Consider the following 14,992-nt stretch of genomic DNA (forward strand, 5'->3'; position numbering starts at 1 on the left):
ATCCCGTGGGAGCGAGCTTGCTCGCGAAGGCTGACTTTCAGCCACTCGCGAACGCGGCTGAATGTCCCGGTCTTTTCGTGAGCAAGCTCACTCCCACAGGTCCTCCGAACTGGCCGAAATATCGAGGCAGCCCACGATCCCGTGGGAGCGAGCTTGCTCGCGAAGGCTGACTTTCAGTCCCCGAGAAAGTGGTTGGATGTCCCGGCCTCTTCGTGAGCAAGCTCACTCCCACAGGTCCTCCGAACTGGCCGAAATATCGAGGCAGCCCACGATCCCGTGGGAGCGAGCTTGCTCGCGAAGGCTGACTTTCAGCCGCCAGAGAAAATGGTTGAATGCCCCGGCCTCTCGTGAGCAAGTTAAATCCCACACGTGCTGCGAGAGCTGAAAATCCCGAGCCGAGCCACCGGCCCTTGGGGGTGAGCTTGCTCACGAAGGCTGCCTGATGGGCAATGAATCAGGCAGGTCATTGTTAGATGTTGGCAGCACATCAAACAATTCATTTCCAGACTCTCCGAACTCTACGCCAGAACCTGGCAACCAAGTCGCGTCCCACAGCGGATAATCTCCTACCCGACTCGCCAACCCTGCGCGCAGTGGATTGGCCACGATGTAGCGGGCGAAGTGAATGAGATCATCCTCATGGCGTGCAGCGGCATCGTGATATCCACACTGCCAAAGTCGACCCTGTTTGCCGGTGAGCCTGTTCACTGAAATGGCGGTCTTGGACTTGACCCGCTGAACAATGCCCGCAAGCGAGCCATCTTGAAGCTTCATTAACCAGTGAAAGTGGTCGGGCATCACCACCCATGCCAGCGTTCTTGTGAGTCCGCACTTATCCATTTCTCGCATTTCCTTGACGAGCAGCCGGCCTACCCGCCAGTCCGTGAAGTCATTTCTCATACGGTCGAGCCGGGAGGTCACCAGATAGATCCTCCCTTTCTCTGAGTACCGCCCTGTGCGCAAGCTATGGGAACGAGCTTTCGTGGCCATGCTGTTTTACCTCCGGCTTTGGGTGCACACACCACGCTAGCCTCTTCATGAACCACGCCGATGGGGGTGTATTACGCGGTGTGTTCTGTTGGCCCGCGAACACCCGAACGTGGGAGCGAGCTTGCTCGCGAAGGCTGACTTTCAGTCCCCGAGAAAGTGACTGAATGCCCCGGCCTCTTCGTGAGCAAGCTCACTCCCACAGGTCCTCCGAACTGGCGGAAATATCGAGGCAGCCCACGATCCCGTGGGAGCGAGCTTGCTCGCGAAGGCTGACTTTCAGTCCCCGAGCAAGCGGCTGAATGCCCCGGCCTCTTCGTGAGCAAGCTCACTCCCACAGGTCCTCCGAACTGGCGGAAATATTGAGGCAGCCCACGGTCCCGTGGGAGCGAGCTTGCTCGCGAAGGCTGACTTTCAGTCCCCGAGAAGTGACTGAATGCCCCGGCCTTTTCGTGAGCAAGCTCACTCCCACAGGTCCTCCGAACTGGCCAAAATATCGAGGCAGCCCACGGTCCCGTGGGAGCGAGCTTGCTCGCGAATGCTGACTTTCAGTCCCCGAGAAAGTGACTGAATGCCCCCGCCTCTTCGTGAGCAAGCTCACTCCCACAGGTCTTCCGAACTGGCCGAAATATCGAGTCATCGCGTGTTCCCGTGGCCTCGCGTTTGCTGTGCGACATCGCTTACGAATCCACATCGGTGAATGCTCACCAGCGCATCCTGTTTCGTTTTGTGACGTCGGATAGGCGCAGTCGAAGCGCCCGTGAATACTGCGCGGCGCTGGACTGTCGCGACTTCATAAAAGGATGGGTGACTGTGGATACGGATGATCGACGGATATCAGATGAGGCTGTGGTGTTTGCCAAGGCGAACAGGAAGGAAATTGCGAGGAGGCTGACGGATCCATTGGTTTACGTGCCCGATGATTGTCCCGTCTCAATCTTCATGGCGGGATCCCCCGGCGCGGGAAAGACGGAGACATCCATTTAATTCATGAGCAGATTCGAGTCTTCTACCGTACGGATTGACCCTGATCTCTTGAGGGCAGAAATCCCCTCCTATACCGGGGGAAATGCCTACCTTTATCAACATCCCGTTTCAGTGCTGGTCGATAAACTTCACGACCAGGTACTGAAGCAAAAGCAGTCATTCCTTCTGGACGGGACGTCAGCGAATTTCGATATTGTCGCGCGGAACATCCGTAGGTCCGTTGGGCGCGGAAGATTTGTGCTCATCATCTACGTGTATCAGGACCCTGCACTGGCCTGGAGATTCGTCACCGCAAGAGAGAAAGTCGAGGGGCGCAACATCCCGCTAAGCGAATTCGTCAGGCAGTATTTCAGCGCCAGGGATGCAGTTAATCGCCTCAAAACGAATTTGGTCATGCGGTCACCGTTGATGTGCTTCTCAAAAACGACAAGGGCGGCACTCGGTTGTATCAGAAAAACGTTCAGCGTGTTGACGACCACATCCCTGAAAACTACGATCCAGCGTCACTGCTAAGGATGCTGAAAGCACACGAGGGATTGAAATGAATTCGTCTGACAAGCCTTTGCCAAAACTGAAAAGGACGCTTTCCGACTTCGTCCGCAACGCCACATTCGAAGAGAAGGAGCGGGTTTATCTGGAGGTCATGGAGAAAGCCTGGGCGCGGCAGGAAAAGATCATCGAGCAAGCCCGGAGAATGTAACTCCCCCAATAACAAAGCCGCCCTTGAGGCGGCTTTGTCGTCTTCGCTTGCAGCTTGCAGCTTGCAGCCCAAAGCCCCCCTTCACCCCAATGCCAGCACCCGTCGACACTCCAGCACCAGACTCGCGCCGCCGGACGGGCTGCTGCCGATGCGCAGTTTGAAGCCGTGCAGGTTGACGATCGCGGCGACGATGGACAATCCCAGGCCGAAGCCGCTTTGCTGATTACCGGTTTCGCTGCGATAGAAGCGCTTGAACACGGCGTCGCGTTCGGCGTCGGGGATGCCGGGGCCGGTGTCCTGGACTTCGATGAACGTGGTGTTTCCTTCGGCGCGGGCGATGAGCAGCACTTGGCCGCCCGGTGGGGTGAATTTGATCGAGTTGCTGAGCAGATTCGACAGCGCCTCAAACAGCAGCGCGCGGTCACCCACCAGCGGCGGCAGCTGCTCGGCGACTTTCAGCTGCAACGAGACGCGGCCTTCTTCGGCCAGTGGCAGGTAGAAATCGTGCAGCTCCTGCAATAGCGGCTGCGGATCGAGCTGACCGAAGGCCGAACGCCGCTGGTGATCTTCGAGTTCGGAGATCCGCAGCAGTCCGCGAAAGCGCGCCATCAGCGTGTCGGCGTCGGCGATCACCTGGGCCATCTGCTCGCCCAGCGCCGAGTCTTCCGGCGACTGCTGCTGGATTCGATAGAGCTGGGCGCGCAGCCGGGTAAGCGGGGTGCGCAGGTCGTGGGCGATGTTGTCGCAGACGCCCTTGACCTCGTTCATCAGGCGCTCGATGCGGTCGAGCATGGCGTTGACGATGTCGGCGAGCATGTCCAGCTCGTCGCGGCGGTCCGACACCGGCAGGCGGCGGGCCAGATCACCGGTGACGATGGCCTCGGCGCTGGCCTGAATCGCCCGGATGCGTCGCAGCGGGCGGCGTCCCAGCAAGTGCCAGCCGGCGATGCCCGGAATGATCGTCAGCGAAATGCCCCACAGCAGCGCGCGCAGAATCAGCGTGGTCACGGCGAACAGCGAACCGTTGTCGCGCACCAGAATCAGCCAGCGATCATCGAGCGTATGAATGGCCACGGCGTCGCAGCCCGAGCTGGGCAGGTCCGGGTCGTCGGAGTCGATGCAGGTGTCCAGCTCCTGGATCTCCCCGGTCAGCTTGAGGCCGTCGGGAACGCTCTGGATCGGGCCGCTGATGGGCTTCATGTCCTTGTCGAACAAGCCGTACGCGTCGACCGAGCGTATGTCGAATTTGTCGCTGGAGCGCAACGCGTCGTCCAGCTGCGCGCCTTCAAAGCGCGAGAACAGCTGCTGACGTTGCATCAGCGAGTGGCGGGCGAGGGTGTTGAGGTAACTGGTGACTTCCCAGTACAGCACCCCCATGAGGATGCTGCTCCAGGCCACAAACAGAAAACTGTACAGCGCCAGCAGCCGGCTGCTGGAGGAGCGCCAGCCCTTAGACGGGTTCGGCAATGACATAACCTGAGCCTCGAACGGTACGTATCAGCGGCGTCAGGGTAGGGGGATCGATTTTCTTGCGCAAGCGACCGATGTGCACGTCGATCAGGTTGGTGCCGGGGTCGAAGTGGTAGCCCCAGACTTCTTCGAAAATCATCATGCGGGTGATGATCTGCCCGCAGTTGCGCATCAGGAATTCGAGCAGCTTGTACTCGGTCGGCAGCAGGTTCAGCGGTTGACCGGCGCGGGTGGCTTCACGGGTGATCAGATTGAGTTCGAGGTCGGCAACCTTGAGCATCGTCTCGGCCTGGGTCCCCGGGTTGCTGCGGCGCAGCAAGACTTCCACTCGCGCGGCCATTTCGTCGGAGGCAAAGGGCTTGGACAGATAGTCGTCTCCACCGGCGCGCAACCCGCGGACACGTTCATCGACGTCCGACAGCGCGCTGATCATCAGGATCGGCGTGGCGATGCCCAGGGCGCGCATGGTGGTGACAATCGCCAGGCCGTCGACTTCCGGCAGCATGCGATCAAGGGTGATCAGGTCGTAATCGCCGCTGACCGCGCGGACCAGGCCTTCACGACCGTTGTCGACCCAGTCCACCTGGAGACCGTGGCTGCTCAGTTCGGCAACGATCTCCTTCGCGGTGACGGCGTCGTCTTCGATTGTCAGAATTCGCGTCATGTGAGGTCAGGACCACGTGAGAGGACAGAAGCCTGCATTTTGCCTTTAAACGTAGTCGGGATTTCTTAAAAATAATTTAAGAAGGGCATGAGGGGCTTTTTGGTGCTAGCCAGCGCGCCGGGGGAGGCGGCCACCGGTGATTTCGGGCCGCCTGCCTTCGCGAGCAAGCTCGCAGCTCCTCTATCAACTTCGGTTTCTGGGACTGACGCTAAACATTGTGGGAGCGAGCTTGCTCGCGAATGCGTTGTACCAGGCGACCCTTGACTGTCAGGTCCGACGCCTTCGTGAGCAAGCTCACTCCCACATGACCTGTGTCAGACTCAGGTACACCGGTCACCCCCACATGACCCGTGTCAGACTACAGGCACACCGGTCACTGTCACATTTCCTGCCGCTTCAAACGCCTTTGCGTTCGGATTCGGCGTCTGGCTGACGCAGCTCTTGCTTCAGCTTTTCGTCCAGCGCTTTCTTCTTGCCCTTCTTTTCCGGCGTTTCGCCTTCGCTGCGGATCTGCGCATGGCTGATCAACGCGAAGATGAAGCTGCCCCCAATGATGTTGCCACCCAGGGTCGGGCCTGCAAATGTGAGCCAGAAATCTTTCCACGGCAGTTCGCCGGCGAACACCAGGTACGAGACTTCCGCCGAGCCGACCACGATGTGGGTGAAATCCCCCAGTGCCATCAGGTAGGTGATCATCACGATGATGGCGACCTTGGCCGATTCCATGGACGGGATCATCCAGACCATGGTGGCGATCATCCAGCCGGAGATAATGCCCTTGGCGAACATCTGCCCGCTGTCGTTCTCCATCACCTTGCGGCCGATTTCGAGGAAGGCCTGGTCGGTCTTGGTGTCGAAGATCGGCAGGTGCAGCATCACGTAGGCCACCAGCAGCGTGCCGCACAGGTTACCTACCAGCACCACGGTCCACAGCCGCAACAGGCGGACGACGTTGTTCAGCGTCGGCTTGCTCATCACCGGCAACACGGCGGTCAGGGTGTTTTCGGTGAACAGTTGCTGACGGGCGAGAATCACCGCCAGAAAGCCTGCGCAGTAGCCGAAGCTGGCGATGACTTTGAAGCCTTCGGCATCGGGCAGGCGAGAGTTCAACAGCCCCATCGCCATCAATGACAGGCCCATGGTCAAGCCGGCTGCGAGGGCCGACCAGAACAGCGCAGCGACGTTGCGTTCCAGTTCCTGATCGCCCTGCATGCGGATCGTCTCGTGGAGGACGGCAGCGCGAGGTGGCTGATTTTCGTCGATATCGCGTTCTTCTTCCGGCGTCAGACCGGGGGTCTTGCCGTCTGGTTGGTTTTCCATGGTGATCCTTTGGGTGATTCAGTGCTCTTTGGCAGAGCATTCTGTTTGAGACGTTCGAGGGAGGCGGCGGCTGGCTTGCACATGCTTGCTGCGCGACACTGCTGCTTGAGACACAATCCGTTACCCGTCGTTCGCCAACGGCGGTAGCCTTTTCTCTGACGTGGGAGATCCTCATTTGACCCTTCACATTCGCGACGCTACCCGTGCCGACGCCGCCGTCATCCTGGGCTTCATCACCGAGCTTGCGATCTATGAAAAAGCCGAGCACGAGGTAAAGGCCAGCGTCGCCGACATCGAGCGCAGCCTGTTCGACGAAACCTCGCCGGCCAAGGCGCTGATCTGCCTGCTGGACGGCCAGCCTATTGGTTTCGCGGTGTACTTCCTCAGCTACTCTACCTGGCTGGGCCGCAAGGGCCTGTACCTTGAGGATTTGTATGTGTCCGCCGCCCAACGGGGCGTCGGCGCTGGCAAGAAGCTGTTGCGCCATCTGGCCCGGATCGCCCACGACAGCGGCTGCGGCCGTCTTGAATGGAGCGTGCTGGACTGGAACCAGCCGGCGATCGACTTCTACAAATCGATCGGCGCCGAGCCGCAGGATGAGTGGGTGCGCTACCGGATGGAGGGGGAAGGGTTGGAGCGCTTTGCACTGAGTGAAGATTAAAACTCCCACAGGTTTTGCAACAACCGGAAATCCCTGGCCGAACCATCATCCGTGGGAGTCGAGCTTGCTCGCGAAGACTTACTTCCAGCCGCCAGAAAAAGTGGCTGAATGTCCCGGCCTCTTCGTGAGCAAGCTCACTCCCACAGGTCCTACGAACTAGCCGAAATATTGAGTCAGTCTACTATCTCGTGGGAACGAGCTTGCTCGCGAACACTTACTTTAAGCCGCCAGAGAAAGTGGCTGAATGTCCCGGCCTCTTCGTGAGCAAGCTCACTCCCACAGGTCCTACGAACTAGCCGAAATAGTGAGTCAGTCCACTATCTCGTGGGAGCGAGCTTGCTCGCGAAGACTTACTTTCAGCCGCCAGAAAAAGTGGCTGAATGTCCCGGCCTCTTCGTGATCAAGGTGGAGCGCCACCCCGGCTACTCCCACGGTGGGCTATGTGTTCAGTCAGTCAGCTCCGCGCTGTCGATCCGGTTGACCCCCGCCCGGGCCATGTCTTTCCAGGCCTGGTCCAGCGAGCCGTTCAGGTCGATGGCCTTGCAGGCATCGGCTATCACCCACGTGTTGAAACCCGCCGCCCTGGCGTCCAGCGCGGTCCAGGCCACGCAGTAATCCAAGGCCAGACCGACCACGAACACGCTGTCGATGCCACGCTCGCTCAGGTAACCGGCCAGCCCGGTGCGGGTCGTGCGGTCGGCTTCGACGAAGGCGGAATAGCTGTCGATGCCGGCGTTGCAGCCCTTGCGCAGGATCAACTGCGCGTGGGTGATGTGCAGATCGGCATGCAACTGAGCGCCGGGGCTGCCCTGAACGCAGTGATCGGGCCACAGCGTCTGCGCGCCGTAGGGCAGGGTGATGCTGTCGAACGGCGCCCGCCCGGCATGGCTCGACGCAAACGACACATGCCCGCGCGGGTGCCAGTCCTGGGCCATGATTACGTTGCGAAACTGCGCGCCGAGGCGGTTGATCAGCGGCACCAGCGCATCGCCCTCGGCCACGGCCAGCGCGCCGCCGGGCATGAAGTCGTATTGCATGTCGATCACCAGCAACGCGGCGCGGGGGTCGGAGGGCAATCGGGAAAGCGGCGTGGTCATCGTCTGAGTCCTTGATGCAGTGAGTCCTGGGGCAATGAGTCGGATCGCGGTCAGGCAAACACGCGGATCGGCGCGCCAGCGTGCCACGCCTGAATGTCCTCGATCATCTGGCTGAAGAACATCCGGTAGTTGTTCTCGGTCACGTAGCCCACGTGGGGCGTGGCCAGGACGTTCGGCAGCGTGCGGAACGGGTGATCGGCCGGCAACGGCTCGACGCTGTAAACATCCAGCGCGGCGCCGGCGATTTTCTTCTGCCTGAGCACCTCGACCAGCGCGTCTTCGTCGACGATCGGCCCGCGGGCGGTGTTCACCAGATACGCCGTCGGCTTCATCCGGTTCAACGACTCGGCATCCACCAGCCCGCGACTGCGCTCGCTGAGCACCAGGTTCACTGAAACCACGTCCGATTGCTCGAACAGCTCCTGCTTGCTGACACAGGTCACGCCATGCTCGGCGGCGCGTTCAGCCGTGAGGTTCTCGCTCCAGGCAATCACCTTCATGTCGAACGCCTTGCCGTAACGGGCGATCTTCTGGCCGATGCTGCCCAGCCCGACGATGCCCAGGGTCTTGCCATACAAGTCGCTGCCGATGCCGATCTGCCAGTCGCCCGCGCGCAGGGAATTGGCTTCGTCCACCAGGTTGCGGGTCACACCCATGATCAGCGCCCAGGTCAGTTCCGGCGCCGCGTACTTGTAGCTGTCGGTGCCGACCACCGTGATGCCCAGGCGTGCGGCGGCCTTGAGGTCCAGCGCCGCGTTGCGCATGCCGCCAGTGACCAGCAGCTTCAGGTGTGGCAGCTGACTGAGCAGGGCGTCATCGAAAACCGTGCGCTCGCGCATCACGCAAAGGATCTGAAAGTCCTTGAGGCGGGCGACCATGGCGTCTGTGTCCGCCGGGTAGTCATGCAGAAAACTGACCTCGCCGATCGGTTGCAACACGGTCCAGTCCACAACGTTTTCGGCAACCGATTGCCAGTCGTCGAGTACGGCAATCTTCAGCCCGGAATCCTGGGTCATTGAGCGAGGCCTCGTTCAGCAGCGATGTTGGATTTTATGGCGCTCACAGTACGCCCGAGCGGGACTGTCTGGAAGTCCATTTGGCGCCGGATCAGGCGCCATACCTCAATTAAACAACCCCGCCGCGATGTTGATCGAGAACCCCAGAATCGACGTATTGAACACAAAGCCGATGAGCGACTGCGCTAGCACCACTTTGCGCAGGCCGCGGGTGGCGACGCCGACGTCAGAGGTCTGCACGGCGACGCTCAAGGTGAAGGAGAAATACAGAAAGTCCCAGTAGTCCGGGTTCTCTTCGCCATCGGCAAAGCGCAGCGCCGGCTTATCGCCGCGCCAGGTGTAGAACACCCGGGCGTAGTGCAGGCTGAAGACCACGCCGATCAGCAGCCACGAGCCAAGGATGGTGAAGCCGGTGAAGGCGTAATGCAGCGCTTTGTCGGCGTCCTTCATGTCCTGGATACCCGCGAGTTCCAGGATGATCGCCGCCAGGCTGGCAATCGCCGCCACGCAGACGACGAACAGCACTGTGCCGGCGTTCTCGTCCTCGATTTCCGCGACCCGGCGCACGTCATCCGCGCTGGATTTGAAGGTGCGGCGCATGATCATCGCCATGTACAGCCAGCCGGCGACGTTCCAGCCGATCAGGAATTTGCTGATCACCGAAATGTCGGGGGCGACGAACGCGCTGGCGATACCGGCAGCGACGCCGACAAGGGTGGCAATGGTCAGGCGAGGGTGGGTCTTGGCAAGGCGGGACATGGAGGACTTCACGGCAGTGTGATGCGCGAACAGTAGCACGCGGCCGCTACAGCAGATGATGAAGAAAAACGGCGCGCAAGGGGTTACGCGCCGGTCGCCATTTGGCAGTTTAGGTGAACCTGCCCGGTCGCCCTGTCCAGCCGTTTCTCAAGCGGCAGGGTTGACCGGTGTAACTCATGGGATCAGCGAACCAGACACGGCTGCTTGTTGTTGAACGTCCAGTTCGGCAGCAGAAACTGCATCGCCACGCTGTCATCCCGCGCGCCAAGGCCCATGCCTTTGTACAGCTCGTGGGCTTTGGCGACCTGATCCATGTCGATCTCGACGCCCAGCCCGGGCTTCTTCGGCACCTGCACATTGCCGCCGATGATCTGCAGCGGCGCCTTGGTCAGACGCTGGCCGTCCTGCCAGATCCAGTGGGTGTCGATGGCGGTGATGTTGCCCGGCGCAGCGGCGGCCGCGTGGGTGAACATCGCCAGGGAAATATCGAAGTGGTTATTGGAGTGCGAACCCCAGGTCAGGCCCCACTCGTTGCACATCTGCGCGACGCGCACCGAACCTTGCATGGTCCAGAAATGCGGGTCGGCCAGCGGGATGTCCACCGATTGCAGCTGGATGGCATGACCCATTTCGCGCCAGTCGGTGGCGATCATGTTGGTGGCGGTGCGCAGGCCGGTGGCGCGGCGGAATTCAGCCATGACCTCCCGGCCCGAATAACCGTTCTCGGCGCCACAGGGATCTTCGGCATAAGCCAGCACTTTGTGTTGATCGCGGCACAGACGCACCGCTTCTTTCAGCGACCAGGCGCCGTTGGGGTCGAGGGTAATGCGCGCTTTCGGGAAGCGTTCGGCCAGCGCCGTGACGGCTTCGATTTCCGCATCGCCGCTGAGCACGCCGCCCTTGAGCTTGAAGTCCTCGAAACCGTATTGCGCGTAAGCCGCCTCGGCCAGGCGCACCACCGCTTCCGGGGTCAGCGCTTCTTCGTGACGAACGCGAAACCACTCGTTGTCCGCGTCAGCTTCGGTGCGATAGGGCAGGTTGGTTTTCGTCTGGTCACCGACGTAAAACAGGTAGCCCAGCATCTTCACTTCATCACGCTGCTGGCCTTCGCCGAGCAGCGCGGCGACCGGCACTTCCAGGTGCTGACCGAGCAAATCCAGCACCGCCGCTTCAATACCGGTGACCGCGTGGATGGTAATGCGCAGGTCGAAGGTCTGCAGGCCGCGACCACCGGCATCGCGCTCGGCAAAGGTGCGGCGCACGTCGTTGAGAATCTTCTGGTAGTTGCCAATGCTGCTGCCGACCACCAGCCCACGGGCATCTTCGAGGGTCTGGCGGATTTTCTCGCCGCCGGGAATTTCACCCACGCCGGTATGCCCGGCGTTGTCCTTGAGGATGACGATGTTGCGAGTGAAATACGGGCCGTGGGCACCGCTGAGGTTGAGCAGCATGTCGTCGTGGCCGGCCACCGGAATGACCTGCATGTCGGTGATGACGGGGGTGCTGCCGGAAGTCTGTGTGTTCATGTCTAAATCCTTGTGAGTACCCAGCGCGGCGGGGGCGCTGTCTTTACGGTCTTCATTGCTCAGAGCTCAGGGCCCAAGCGCCTGGCTCAAGTGTGGCTGGGTGTGACGTCGACCTTGGCCACCGGCACCGCGCCGGGCTTGGGCGTCGTGCGCACGGTGAACACCAGAATCGCGGCAATGATCGAGGTGACCGTCAGGCCATACAGGCCGCCCTGGATCGAACCGGTCTGCTGTTCGAGGATGCCGAAGGTGGTCGGCGCAACAAAACCGCCCAGGTTGCCCACCGAGTTGATCAGGGCGATAACGCCCGCGGCGATGCGTGCATCCAGATAGCCCTGGGGGATCGGCCAGAACAGCGACGACGCCGACTTGAAGCCCATCGCCGCGAAGCAGATGGCGACGAAGGCGAACACCGGACCGCCCGTGGTCGACATGAACATCCCTGCTGCCGCGATCAACAAGGCCACGGCGACCCACGCCTGCTGGTGTTTCCACTTGGCCGACAGCGAGGCAAAACCGTACATGCAGACGATGGCGATGAACCACGGAATGGAGTTGAACAGGCCGACCTGGAAGTCAGTGAGGTCGCCCATCTTCTTGATGATGCTCGGCAGCCAGAACGTCGCCGCGTAAATCGTCAGCTGGATGAAGAAGTACATCAGGCAGAACAGGATGATCTGCGGGTCCTTGAGCAACTTGCCGATGGACAGCTTGACCGGGTTGGCCGCTTCGCGAGCCTTTTGTTCGGCGTCGATGGTGTTGACCAGCGCGTCTTTCTCGGCCTCGGTCAGCCATTTGGCGTCGTGGGGCTTGGAGTCGAGCCAGAACCAGACGAAGAAGCACAGGCCGACGGAGAACATGCCTTCGATGAAATACATCCACTGCCAGCCGTGGAAGCCCAATGCGTCAATCTGCAACAGCAGGCCGGAGAGCGGGCCGGAGATCACCGACGCAAAGGCCGAACCGCTGAGGAAGATGGCGATAGCCTTGCCACGCTCGACCCCGGGCAACCAGCGAGTGAAGTAGTAGATGACGCCTGGGAAGAACCCGGCTTCGGCCACGCCCAGCAAGAAGCGCAGGATATAGAAGTGGGTTTCAGTCTGGATGAACGCCATGCAGGCGGCAACGATGCCCCAGGTCAGCATGATGCGGGTCAGCCAGATGCGCGCGCCGACTTTCTGCAGGAGGATGTTGGAGGGGACTTCGAACATCGCATACGCGATGAAGAACAGGCCGGCACCGAAGCCGTAGGCGGCTGCGCCGATACCCAGATCATGTTCCATGTGACTACGTACGAAGCCGATGTTGACCCGGTCGATGTAGTTGACGATGAACATGATGACGAACAGCGGCAGGATGTGTCGTTTGACTTTCGAGACCGCCGATTGCAGGACGGAATCGGAGGCGTCATCCGCCCGTATTGAGGATGTGTTCACTCTGGTAACTCCCACTGATTATTTTTATGCGGGTGGTTAAGCACGTTGTGTGTGACAAGGTGTGTAGCCCTGTTGCCAGTCATCATACAAGTAATGATCGCTATGGCAACCGGATTACAGGGGTTGCGGGAAGTATTTCGTCGGGCTAGGCTCGCCTGTCTGACAAGTTGAATGAGTGGGGGCGCTGCTGGGTAGCTCTGTTTTCGGGGCTTTTGCCGGGGTTGGTTGTGCATCAAGCGGGTGAGTGGGGGCGTGCGTCGAGACTTCACCGTCAGGAAAATACAAGTGGACGGCAGGCCTCGGTGGCCGCCGTTCTTTTCAATATTTACAGGACGACCTTTTTGAACAGCACCGGACCCTTGCGACCCAAGCGACGCCAGCACAGCCTGGCGACGGACCTGGTCACCGACCTCAGCCAGCGAATTCTGATGGGCACCATTGCGCCCGGTGCGAAGTTGCCCTCGGAGAGCGAGATCGTCCGCGAGCATGGCGTGAGCCGCACGGTGGTGCGCGAGGCGATTTCCAAATTGCAGGCGTCCGGGCTGGTCGAAACCCATCAGGGCAAAGGCACCTACGTGCTGGCGCGCTCCGAGCAGAGCGGTCTGCACCTGAAGGTGGAAACCGCGTTCAGCGTGCGGCATATCATCGAGCTGCGCATGGGCCTGGAAACCCAGGCTGTCGCCCTGGCTGCGCAACGCCGGAGCCACGCACAACTGACGGCGATGCGCGCCGCGCTGGACGATTATCAGGACCTGCTGGCCAAGGAAGACAGCTGCGTCGAAGCCGACCGGCGCTTTCATCTGCTGATCGCCGAGGCCACCGGCAATCCTTACTTCGTGGAGATCCTGCAGAACCTCGGCATCGCCGTCATCCCCCGCAGCCGCATCGCCACCAGCGAACGGGCCGGGTCAAGCCTCACCCACAGTGCCTATCTGGCCAACCTCGAGCACGAAGCCATCCTCGCCGCCATCCGCCGCCAGGACCCCGACGCCGCCCGCGCCGCGATGTGGACTCACCTGAGCAACAGCCGGGGGCGGCTGGCGCCGGTGGAGTGATGGCAGGGGATTGATGGGTCTGCAGCAAATGGAAACGACTGCGGCCAATAGTGGGACTGGCTTTAGCCGGGAATGCATCGGGTGTGACACCGCGAGAGGTGTGGTGCTCGGGCTGGCCTCTTCCCGGCTGAAGCCGGTCCTACTGCGTGCGCGATCCCATTATGGGTATGCCAGTACCTCCATCATCACCCCCGATTGCCACTCGAAATACGGATTGAACGTCAGTCGCGCCAAGGCCTTGCCCGGTTCACGATGACCCCAATCCGAATACCATACCGGCTCGCCGTTCAGGCATTTCTGCATGTCGGCGGAGGACTGGCCGTTCCAGCAGATACGCTGGCTGCCATTCACCCCATACAACGGGTTTGCAGGCGAGAACATCAGCCCCATGTGCGAGAACTGGGCGATCCGGTATTCCGGCAGGAAATCGTTGCGCACCCGCACCCTCGGGTTTTTCTGCGTCGGCGCCGGTTCGTTGCCATACCAGATCAGCCGGCTGAGCGGGTGGGTGAAGCGCGCGTTGAAGGTGTCCAGCACATAACCGGTATCCAGCACTGAATCGTGCTCGGTGATGGCGACAAACACCGGCTTGTCATAGACCCCTTTGTCGAGGTGCTTCTGGGCCAACAACGCGCTGCGGTAGAACTGGGCGAAACCGTTGGTGGGCACGTTCAGGTAGCGGACCGGCGTCTGCATCGGGCGCACGCCATCGTCCGGTTTCGCCAGCCACGGGCGGAACCAGCCGATGTACTGAGTGACCCAGGCGTAGGTGTTTGCCGGTTTGAAGGCCGGAGAAAACAGCACCAGGCCGGCGATATTCGGGTGCTCGTAGGCGTAATCCAGCACCAGGTTCGCCCCGGTCGAAAACCCGCCCAGATACACCGTCGGCACCTCCCGCTCAAGCATCTGCGTCTGCTCACGCACCACCTGCTGCCACTGTCTGAGCGTCACATCCAGCATGTCCGCCGGCTTGCTGCCATGCCCCGGCAGCAACACCGTGCGCACCAGAAACCCCTGCGCGGCGAGCGCCTCGCCGACGTCATTGAACGACCAAGGAGAGTCGCCGAGGCCATGGACCAACAGAATCCCCCGTGTGGCTGGCCCGCTGGGTCGCCATTCCCGAGGTGCGTTCCACTCGATCTCGGCCGGGTGATCAGGCGTCTGAAAGGTCCGGTTCTCCTGCATCCAGGCGATGGTCTGCTGGCGATAGTCGGCGAAACTCGCCTGCCCTAGAGGCTGCTCATTGGAGGCGCATGCCTGAAGGGTCAGGGCGGAGAGTAGGAGGGTGAGACGGTGCAAGGCCAAATTGAGTTC

At 60.9% G+C, this 14,992-nt stretch carries 12 protein-coding genes and 2 pseudogenes; 4 read left to right on the plus strand and 10 right to left on the minus strand.

Annotation, left to right across the window (positions count from 1 at the left end):
* Nucleotides 1–534: 534 nt before the first annotated feature.
* A pseudogene (locus JN403_RS14070) lies at nucleotides 535–990 on the minus strand (transposase); the annotation flags it as partial.
* Between the two features lie 939 nt (nucleotides 991–1,929).
* Between JN403_RS14070 and JN403_RS14075 the strand changes: the two are divergent.
* Together JN403_RS14075 and JN403_RS14080 are read left to right on the plus strand one after the other, a co-directional pair.
* A pseudogene (locus JN403_RS14075) lies at nucleotides 1,930–2,487 on the plus strand (zeta toxin family protein).
* A 28-nt stretch (nucleotides 2,488–2,515) separates the two neighbouring features.
* On the plus strand, nucleotides 2,516–2,674 hold the full coding sequence (locus JN403_RS14080) for a hypothetical protein (RefSeq protein ID WP_205482858.1): 159 nt from the start codon (nucleotides 2,516–2,518) through the stop codon (nucleotides 2,672–2,674).
* A gap of 81 nt (nucleotides 2,675–2,755) precedes the next feature.
* Here JN403_RS14080 and JN403_RS14085 read toward each other — a convergent pair whose 3' ends face one another.
* The 3 genes from JN403_RS14085 to JN403_RS14095 form a co-directional block, all read right to left on the minus strand.
* The gene (locus tag JN403_RS14085) at nucleotides 2,756–4,147 is read right to left on the minus strand and encodes a HAMP domain-containing sensor histidine kinase (RefSeq protein WP_205482859.1); all 1,392 of its coding nucleotides are present in this window, start codon (nucleotides 4,145–4,147) and stop codon (nucleotides 2,756–2,758) included.
* Nucleotides 4,125–4,808, minus strand: coding sequence for a response regulator transcription factor (locus JN403_RS14090; protein WP_122534474.1), 684 nt, complete (start codon nucleotides 4,806–4,808; stop codon nucleotides 4,125–4,127). Before JN403_RS14090 ends, JN403_RS14085 begins: the two co-directional genes overlap by 23 nt.
* A gap of 396 nt (nucleotides 4,809–5,204) precedes the next feature.
* On the minus strand, nucleotides 5,205–6,128 hold the full coding sequence (locus JN403_RS14095) for a formate/nitrite transporter family protein (RefSeq protein WP_205482860.1): 924 nt from the start codon (nucleotides 6,126–6,128) through the stop codon (nucleotides 5,205–5,207).
* Between the two features lie 175 nt (nucleotides 6,129–6,303).
* Between JN403_RS14095 and JN403_RS14100 the strand changes: the two genes are divergently transcribed.
* On the plus strand, nucleotides 6,304–6,789 hold the full coding sequence (locus JN403_RS14100) for a GNAT family N-acetyltransferase (RefSeq protein ID WP_205482861.1): 486 nt from the start codon (nucleotides 6,304–6,306) through the stop codon (nucleotides 6,787–6,789).
* A 446-nt stretch (nucleotides 6,790–7,235) separates the two neighbouring features.
* Here JN403_RS14100 and pncA read toward each other — a convergent pair whose 3' ends face one another.
* The 5 genes from pncA to JN403_RS14125 form a co-directional block, all read right to left on the minus strand.
* A complete protein-coding gene (gene pncA / locus JN403_RS14105; protein WP_205482863.1) occupies nucleotides 7,236–7,886 on the minus strand; it encodes a bifunctional nicotinamidase/pyrazinamidase in 651 nt (216 codons plus the stop codon).
* A 50-nt stretch (nucleotides 7,887–7,936) separates the two neighbouring features.
* Nucleotides 7,937–8,902, minus strand: coding sequence for a D-2-hydroxyacid dehydrogenase family protein (locus tag JN403_RS14110; RefSeq protein WP_205482866.1), 966 nt, complete (start codon nucleotides 8,900–8,902; stop codon nucleotides 7,937–7,939).
* Nucleotides 8,903–9,007: 105 nt separating this feature from the next.
* Nucleotides 9,008–9,661 carry a DUF1345 domain-containing protein gene (locus tag JN403_RS14115; RefSeq protein ID WP_205482868.1) on the minus strand — a complete coding sequence of 218 codons (654 nt, stop codon included), beginning with the start codon at nucleotides 9,659–9,661 and terminating at the stop codon, nucleotides 9,008–9,010.
* 182 nt (nucleotides 9,662–9,843) lie between these two features.
* Entirely contained in the window at nucleotides 9,844–11,187 is a 1,344-nt protein-coding gene (gudD, locus tag JN403_RS14120) for a glucarate dehydratase (protein ID WP_205482869.1), read from the minus strand.
* 86 nt (nucleotides 11,188–11,273) lie between these two features.
* Nucleotides 11,274–12,623 carry an MFS transporter gene (locus tag JN403_RS14125; protein WP_122534481.1) on the minus strand — a complete coding sequence of 450 codons (1,350 nt, stop codon included), beginning with the start codon at nucleotides 12,621–12,623 and terminating at the stop codon, nucleotides 11,274–11,276.
* A 341-nt stretch (nucleotides 12,624–12,964) separates the two neighbouring features.
* Here JN403_RS14125 and JN403_RS14130 point away from each other — a divergent pair, with 341 nt between their 5' ends.
* Entirely contained in the window at nucleotides 12,965–13,678 is a 714-nt protein-coding gene (locus JN403_RS14130; protein WP_205482870.1) for a FadR/GntR family transcriptional regulator, read from the plus strand.
* A gap of 159 nt (nucleotides 13,679–13,837) precedes the next feature.
* Here the strand turns inward: JN403_RS14130 and JN403_RS14135 are convergent, their stop codons facing one another.
* Nucleotides 13,838–14,983 carry an alpha/beta fold hydrolase gene (locus JN403_RS14135; RefSeq protein ID WP_205482871.1) on the minus strand — a complete coding sequence of 382 codons (1,146 nt, stop codon included), beginning with the start codon at nucleotides 14,981–14,983 and terminating at the stop codon, nucleotides 13,838–13,840.
* Nucleotides 14,984–14,992: the final 9 nt, after the last annotated feature.

This window comes from Pseudomonas sp. 15A4 (genome assembly GCF_016925575.1).
Lineage (GTDB): Bacteria > Pseudomonadota > Gammaproteobacteria > Pseudomonadales > Pseudomonadaceae > Aquipseudomonas.

Bases quoted from the DNA above. Each gene is read 5' to 3' on its own strand.
- JN403_RS14080 (WP_205482858.1), top strand. From the start codon at position 2,516: ATGAATTCGTCTGACAAGCCTTTGCCAAAACTGAAAAGGACGCTTTCC.
- JN403_RS14085 (WP_205482859.1), bottom strand. From the start codon at position 4,147: ATGTCATTGCCGAACCCGTCTAAGGGCTGGCGCTCCTCCAGCAGCCGG.
- JN403_RS14090 (WP_122534474.1), bottom strand. From the start codon at position 4,808: ATGACGCGAATTCTGACAATCGAAGACGACGCCGTCACCGCGAAGGAG.
- JN403_RS14095 (WP_205482860.1), bottom strand. From the start codon at position 6,128: ATGGAAAACCAACCAGACGGCAAGACCCCCGGTCTGACGCCGGAAGAA.
- pncA (WP_205482863.1), bottom strand. From the start codon at position 7,886: ATGACCACGCCGCTTTCCCGATTGCCCTCCGACCCCCGCGCCGCGTTG.
- JN403_RS14110 (WP_205482866.1), bottom strand. From the start codon at position 8,902: ATGACCCAGGATTCCGGGCTGAAGATTGCCGTACTCGACGACTGGCAA.
- JN403_RS14115 (WP_205482868.1), bottom strand. From the start codon at position 9,661: ATGTCCCGCCTTGCCAAGACCCACCCTCGCCTGACCATTGCCACCCTT.
- gudD (WP_205482869.1), bottom strand. From the start codon at position 11,187: ATGAACACACAGACTTCCGGCAGCACCCCCGTCATCACCGACATGCAG.